General features: G+C 29.4%; 9 protein-coding genes. 7 read left to right on the top strand and 2 right to left on the bottom strand.

Features of this window, described 5'->3' with window-relative positions; translation table 11 throughout:
* Positions 1-190 precede the first annotated feature (190 nt).
* From bpSLO_RS04785 to bpSLO_RS04760, 6 genes are read left to right on the top strand one after another with little or no spacing between them, the layout of a single operon-like run.
* On the top strand, positions 191-1,540 hold the full coding sequence (locus bpSLO_RS04785; protein ID WP_246989881.1) for a DUF244 domain-containing protein: 1,350 nt from the start codon (positions 191-193) through the stop codon (positions 1,538-1,540).
* A gap of 25 nt (positions 1,541-1,565) precedes the next feature.
* On the top strand, positions 1,566-1,760 hold the full coding sequence (locus bpSLO_RS04780; RefSeq protein ID WP_025407653.1) for a hypothetical protein: 195 nt from the start codon (positions 1,566-1,568) through the stop codon (positions 1,758-1,760).
* On the top strand, positions 1,735-2,148 hold the full coding sequence (locus bpSLO_RS04775; protein ID WP_241803720.1) for a single-stranded DNA-binding protein: 414 nt from the start codon (positions 1,735-1,737) through the stop codon (positions 2,146-2,148). The genes bpSLO_RS04780 and bpSLO_RS04775 overlap by 26 nt, the downstream gene beginning before the upstream one ends.
* Positions 2,149-2,187: 39 nt before the next feature.
* Positions 2,188-2,529 (top strand): hypothetical protein, encoded by a 342-nt coding sequence (locus bpSLO_RS04770; RefSeq protein WP_025407651.1) that lies wholly within the window; start codon positions 2,188-2,190, stop codon positions 2,527-2,529.
* 19 nt (positions 2,530-2,548) lie between these two features.
* Positions 2,549-2,965: a DUF261 family protein gene (locus bpSLO_RS04765; RefSeq protein ID WP_246989852.1), complete on the top strand. Its 417-nt coding sequence runs from the start codon at positions 2,549-2,551 to the stop codon at positions 2,963-2,965.
* Positions 2,962-3,780, top strand: coding sequence for a DNA adenine methylase (locus bpSLO_RS04760; protein WP_246989880.1), 819 nt, complete (start codon positions 2,962-2,964; stop codon positions 3,778-3,780). The genes bpSLO_RS04765 and bpSLO_RS04760 overlap by 4 nt, the downstream gene beginning before the upstream one ends.
* 247 nt (positions 3,781-4,027) lie before the next feature.
* On the opposite strand, the gene bpSLO_RS04755 is transcribed toward bpSLO_RS04760, so the two are convergent.
* A complete protein-coding gene (locus bpSLO_RS04755) occupies positions 4,028-4,786 on the bottom strand; it encodes a tyrosine-type recombinase/integrase (protein WP_246989879.1) in 759 nt (252 codons plus the stop codon).
* Between the two features lie 465 nt (positions 4,787-5,251).
* On the bottom strand, positions 5,252-5,677 hold the full coding sequence (locus bpSLO_RS04750; protein WP_246989846.1) for an Mlp family lipoprotein: 426 nt from the start codon (positions 5,675-5,677) through the stop codon (positions 5,252-5,254).
* Between the two features lie 166 nt (positions 5,678-5,843).
* On the opposite strand from bpSLO_RS04750, the gene bpSLO_RS04745 reads away from it, so the two are divergent.
* The gene (locus tag bpSLO_RS04745) at positions 5,844-6,410 is read left to right on the top strand and encodes a DUF603 domain-containing protein (protein ID WP_246989843.1); all 567 of its coding nucleotides are present in this window, start codon (positions 5,844-5,846) and stop codon (positions 6,408-6,410) included.
* Positions 6,411-6,420: the final 10 nt, after the last annotated feature.

Raw genomic sequence — 6,420 nt, 5'->3', positions numbered from 1 at the left:
TATTAAACTCCTATAATGTATTACTGTTAATCATAGTAACGCAATACCGGATAAAAAGTAAACCTATTTATAATAAAAATATATTTTTTTAGAATTTAACAAAAATAATATATCAAAAGTTTTGACAAAAACAATTTTTTGCTATATTATTTTATTTATAAATACATTATAGGGGGTTAATATGATAAATATGACAAAAATAAATGAACAAAAATCAGAGGTGGGGATGCAACAATTTAGTTTGTACAGGCAGATGATGTTTGAAGGATTTGAATCTTTTGCATATCAAAGTCAAGAAAATTTTAAAGGTAAACAAAAACAGTTAAGTAAAATAAATAAGATAGGACGTAAATTACCAAAAATTGGAAGAGATGAATGTTTTAAGTTTAATAGTAAGGTTGATTTTAGTATTCAAAGAGAAGCATTAAAGCATATGGGTGCAAGTGAAGTTGGAAGTATGTTTATTGGAGCTGATTCTTTAGAAAAATTAATGCGAGATAGGATACTTAAAGCTATAGGAAGAGAGATTCCATTTGAAGATAATTTAAGCATGAGAAAGGGGAAGATACTAGAGTCTTTAGGATTTGATGAATTTGTTCGTATGCACGCAGGCAATATTGAAGTGTTGCATAAAAACAAATATGCAAACGGTGTTGACAAATATAATTATTTTAAAAAATTTAAGGGCCGTGAGACATTAGTTGGTTCAACAATTGATGGATGGTTTGTAAGCATCACAGGAGAAGCAGAGTTACTTGAGATCAAATTTAGTGATAATCTTTACTTAAAAAGTGCAGCTTTTGAATACAACAGAACCGGTAATTTTTTAGAAAATAAATATTTCTTCAAATATTATGTTCAAGTACAAATGCAACTCTTATGTACAGGTTTAGATAGGGGAAATTTATTTATTATCATAGGTAATGAGGCTATCAACTGTGTAATTAATAGGGATGATAATTTTATTAGTGCTGTAATGACTGAGGTTTCAAGATTAGAGCAGGAAGTAAGTCGTATTGCCAAATCTTTAAAATCAAATAGTGATATTGATATTAAAAATATTGATTTAGACGAGCTGAGTGTTATTATTGAAGATTTTTTAAAGAATAGCTTTGTGTATCAAGAGTTGTGTGATATGGATTTCAAGTTTGAATTTTTAACATTTTTAAAAGCAAGTCATCTTGAGATTGATGAAGACGAAAATTTGAATTTGAAGAGACATCTTGAAAAGATTATTGCATTGCAATCTGAAATTGACAAGGTAGAAGAGACAACTAAAAAGGATTATGCGTTAGAGTTGTCTAGGTTAACAAAACCTATTAAAGATAAACTTAAATTTCAAATAGATGCTCTGGTTAAAGAATTTTCTTTAAATGAACATATAAATTATGACTTTGATGGGAATCTATTCCATTTAGATATGAGTAGGAGAGCTATTAAGGATAGATTTAAGTTTTTAAGCTCTGTTATGGATTTTACCTTTAGTAGTAATTCAAATGTAGTTAATGATTGGTCCACTCCTATTTTAAATGCTGTTTAAGGGTACCTTTATGAGGTTTATATTTATGGTTTTATTTTTGGTAATTACTTATAAGGCTTTAAGATTTTTATGTAAGTTTTGCATGCGAAGTATAGCGAGACTCATTCAGGATTATTATTCAAGACAAGAATTTTTAGAAAATATGAGAAGACTTGATTGTGATTTAAGACGTATGGAGATGTTAAGTAGGATTTATGATGAGGAGAGTTCTGGTGTTTGATATTAACTCTTTAAGTATGTCTGGTCGTTTAACAAGAGACTGTGAGCTTAATTATACTAGTAATAGTCTTCCTATATTAAAATTTACTCTGGCTAATAATAGAGGTGTTAGGAGGCGTAGTTCATGGGAGAGCCAAGCACAATTTTTTGACTGTGTGATTTTTGGCTCTAAAGCTGAGAGTCTTGCTGTTTTGCTTAAACGAGGGGTTCAAGTTGTACTTAGTGGATCCCTCGCTTATGAGAATTGGAGAGATAAGCGTACAGGTGAGGGGAAGAGTAAATACAGTATTTTGGTAAATGATATTCAAATCTTAAACTCATCTGTTAAAAAACAAGAGACTAATGATTCTCAGTCTCAAGATGAGTTTTATGAAGATATTCCTTTTTAGTAGTTATATAAGGTAAATTAAAAGTTAAGGAGGTATGGGGTGGTAGTATCAAAAAGGGAGCTTATAGAAAATATGATGGGAGCTAAATATGATTTTGAAGATGTTTTACTTTGTAGGAAAGACAGACAAGGAGAGATGCTATTTGAGAGACTTTGCAGAGAAGGGCTTACTATTGGGAATGCTAAGTTATGTTTAGATGTGTTTTTAAGCATTTGCAAAAAGAGTCCTGACTTCGATTCAAGATATGGGATACTTAAGATTAACAAGAGGAGTATATTTGTAGATAGTTTTTTTAGTATTTCTATATTTTTAGATCAAATTCTAAACTTTTATGATAGTAGTGTAGAGTGTCTTCTTGAGGAGCCAGACTTAGAGATTTAATGGAGGTTGAAGGTTAGAGATGAAAATAACGCAAAATAATCCGAATTTAATTTCAGCAGTACGTCAATGGGGATGTTACTTTTTATCTCTTCATTATTACATAGAAAAGTATAAAAAGTTGCAGTTTAGTGTTCTTGATATAAATAAGAATTATCATAACTTTGTTAAGTTAGGATATATAAGAAGTAATTGTTATATTCTAAACCCATGCGCTGTGCTTAGACGGTTTGATATTAGTACAAGTGTGAGGTGGGAAGGCCCTGCTTACAGATGTTTAGATGGAGAATTTGAGATAAGTGAAGTTAAGATTAAAAATACACCAGGATATCATTTTATAGCAACTAATGAGGCATCTGTGCTTTATGATTCACTGATGCTTAAAGAGCGGGGTGTTGAATATGAAATTACATCAAGGAGAATATTTAAGAAATATTGAAACTACTAAGTAGAGAAGGAAGTAAATACCTTTATAGTGCTGATATTATAAGTCTTTTTCCTAGGCATACCCAGTATATTGAAGGATTTTTTGGTACAGGAGCTGTATTTTTTGCAAAGCCATTAGCCCATTACAATATACTCAATGATAATTCTAAATTTATATATAAGTTTTTTTATATCTTAAGACAAGACCCTGAGTTGCTCTACAAGCGTGTAAGAGATGCAATTATTTATGATAGCATTATTAATGAGAACCTGGACAAAATCGAATACATGGTTTTGCGAAGTTTGTATTCACTTTATGCTTCATCCGGCGTAACTATGAAGTTAAATCGAAGTAATGCTAAGAGATTGTTTTTAAGTACCCTTCAAACTTATAAATCTAGATTTAAAGAGATGCTTGATAATGCAATATTTACGTCACGTGATATTTTTAAATTTTTAGCAGCACTACCTAGGCGAGATAAGGTAAGCTCAACATTTGTATATCTTGACCCTCCATATTCAATTTCACGTGGAAATCTTGCTGATAATCGTGGATGGAATTTAGATTCTCTAGAGAGACTTATTATAGAGATGAAGAGATATAGTTGGCAATTTGCAATAAGTGAATTTGATGATTTAAGAGTAGTTGAGCTTTTCTTAAAGCATAATCTTTTTGTAAATTATGTAGCACGCTCAACTGGTATAGCTAGTATTTTTAAGAAAACTAAACATGAAATACTAGCTACTTCATACAAAACTAATAAGTCAAGGATGGACTTCCGTGATACTCGTTATATTCAAAAGGAAATGTTTAAAATGCAGGCGTAAATTTGTATATGGAAAAAAGACCCTAGAAAAGTTTAGAGTCTTTTTTTCCCTGCATAATGAAATTTTAGTTTAAAGAATATATATATTATAAACCAAAGAATTATCAAAAACAAAAGCTTAACAAATAATTTTTATGTAAAATAAATACCTAATTTTATCTTTAGGTATTTATTTTGAAGTTGGTAAAATTTTTGAAGTGGGAAAATAGTACCTTAGGTGTATGAAAAATATTAGCAAAAAATATGGGTTATTTCAAGCTAGTTTTGATATCTTTGTAAGCCTGTATTTTACTTGCACTTGAGAGTCCATAAACATTATCAATCTCAGAAGTAGATGAGTATTTCATAAGCTCTTTAATTTCAAATGAATTATATCCTTTAGACTTTAGTGATGCTATAAATATATTACGGAGTATATGTAGAGATTTGCGATGTTTAAATCCTCCCTTAATAAGTAATTCCTTAAATTGTTTTGAAATCTTGATTATGCTAACTTTATTGTCACGAAATTTAAGTTTACTTTTTTGAAATAGATAAGTACGTCTACTGTCTTTGTCTCTAGAGCCAAAATATTCTTGATGTGCCCTCATAATAGAATCAAATTCAAACTTACTAATAACTACTTCTCTTATACAGATATTGCTGCGTTTTTTAGCTACATTAACACGAATAGAATAGAATACTTCACCATTACTGCTTGTCTCTTTATATATATCAGTAAGTTTTACATTTTGTATCTCAACACCCCTACAACCAGTAATTGAGAGTAAGTGTACAAACCATCCTGAGATTGGATCTTGTTCTTTAAGTCTCTCTATAGAGCGTTTTACTAGTCTAGTTGTCTTGTCATTTAGATAAAATCTTACAGGAGTGTTTAATTTTTTAGTATTTCTAGTTTTAAGTGAGCTTTTAAGTAGAGATAATTCTTCTCTTAAGTGCTCATTTTGCATTTCTAATTCTTTAATTTTTAAGTTAAGATTGCAGTTAATTAAATGTTTCCCTTTCATGTAATTTCAAAGTTAACTAAATAGTTTAAAAATAGATAAAATTAGTTATAAAAATATTAGCAAATACTTACATGTAGAGTCAATTTTTAAAGGTCTCCATTGCATAGAAAATATCTTACCTAAGGTTGTTTATGTAAATAGATAGGGTATTTTTTTGTATGTTTGGTTAATATATCTAGAATACTTTAACCTAACCTTAACAAATACTTCAAATTTTACTCTCCGTAGACTTTATTTGTCTATTTAGTGGCTTTCCATTTTGCAATGAGACATATTGTTCTTGAAAATTTAACTTTACTCTTTCTGTTAACCAAAGGTTTACTTTTATAGTTACTCTTACCATTTTTATAACGAGTTTAATTTATTCTTTTTCATGCTTTTTTATCTAGGATATTTGTTGCCTTTTTCTCTTAAATCTCTCTTTCTTAAATATTATTTCTTAACTTTTTGATTATGAGAGGTTCTTTAACCACCTGCTCCTACTTGACAAGTGCTTGTTGCTCCTTCTTTAAAACCATTGAGCGTACTTTCATCCATTTTACTAAAATATCCTTGTACAACGGTTTTAAAAGTGCTTTTACCCCCATCATTTCCATTACATTTTTCAAGTTCAGTATTTATATGTTCAAGGGCTTCCTTTATTTTAGATTCATCATGATTTAAAAATTTGTTAAAAAGATCATCATTACCCAAAGCTTGTTTTAAAAAATCTAGATTTGTTTTTTGAGTTTCATTTAATTTTTCTCTTAACACTTCTTCAGGTGTTTTTTGTACTTCTTCTTGTTCTTCTAAATTTCTTTTAACTCTACTCTTAGGTGTAGCATTTCTATGCTCATATTCACAACTACTAATTAGTAGTGCCAATACCAAAATAAAATTAATTTTATTCATATAAATCCCCTTATCTTTTTTGATTTAAAAATATATCTCTATTTACACATCTTGAATGTGCATGTAGTTATAAGTATTAATTGTTTTTGTAAAATTTATTGTTTTGTTATAAATTTTATGTTAAATATATTTTTGTTAACCTATTAGTTAACTTATATTAAAAGGTATGAGTAGGGTAAAGAAATCATTAGATGATTATGTTGTGTATTTTAGAGAAGGAAAACTTAATGACGCTAGTATTGCAAAAGAGCTTGGAGTTAGTCGTGTTAATGTAGGAAAGATGCGACGCAAATGGGAAGAGATTAAAGATGACCCTGAGTATATTACTGGTGCTGCTAAGCTTACTATTCGTGAAGATACTTTGAAGAATATCTTATTTCATGCATCACAAAGTAGGGCCCAAGCACGTGATCTTAAGAGTCAGTTTAGTATGGCTAAAAGTATGTTGGGACTAGAATTTATAAATTCATTTAGTAGGTATTTAGAGTTAGAACTTAAAACTCATAATTACAAAATAGAAGAATTAGAGTCTCAAATTAGCAATCTTTATAAGAAGACTTTAAATAAAAAAGTAGCACATTCAGAAGAAGAAAGTCGTGAGCTTGAAGAGTTAAAACTTAAACTCGATGAGCTTAAAAGGGAGAGAGAACTTAAGAAGATGTCACTATGTTACAAGACAATGCTAAAGCTTAAAGCTACTGATACAGATGTGCGCTCTAAATTACAAATTTAAAGGACATGGT

The sequence above is a fragment of the Borrelia parkeri genome (assembly GCF_023035815.1).
GTDB classification, from domain to species: domain Bacteria; phylum Spirochaetota; class Spirochaetia; order Borreliales; family Borreliaceae; genus Borrelia; species Borrelia parkeri.
Note: the sequence above shows the minus strand (reverse complement) of the source record. Positions and strands in the feature narration are given on the sequence as shown.

Coding starts and splice junctions, on each gene's coding strand:
- bpSLO_RS04765 (WP_246989852.1), top strand. CDS start 2,549: ATGAAAATAACGCAAAATAATCCGAATTTAATTTCAGCAGTACGTCAA.
- bpSLO_RS04780 (WP_025407653.1), top strand. CDS start 1,566: ATGGTTTTATTTTTGGTAATTACTTATAAGGCTTTAAGATTTTTATGT.
- bpSLO_RS04785 (WP_246989881.1), top strand. CDS start 191: ATGACAAAAATAAATGAACAAAAATCAGAGGTGGGGATGCAACAATTT.
- bpSLO_RS04755 (WP_246989879.1), bottom strand. CDS start 4,786: ATGAAAGGGAAACATTTAATTAACTGCAATCTTAACTTAAAAATTAAA.
- bpSLO_RS04745 (WP_246989843.1), top strand. CDS start 5,844: ATGAGTAGGGTAAAGAAATCATTAGATGATTATGTTGTGTATTTTAGA.
- bpSLO_RS04750 (WP_246989846.1), bottom strand. CDS start 5,677: ATGAATAAAATTAATTTTATTTTGGTATTGGCACTACTAATTAGTAGT.
- bpSLO_RS04775 (WP_241803720.1), top strand. CDS start 1,735: ATGATGAGGAGAGTTCTGGTGTTTGATATTAACTCTTTAAGTATGTCT.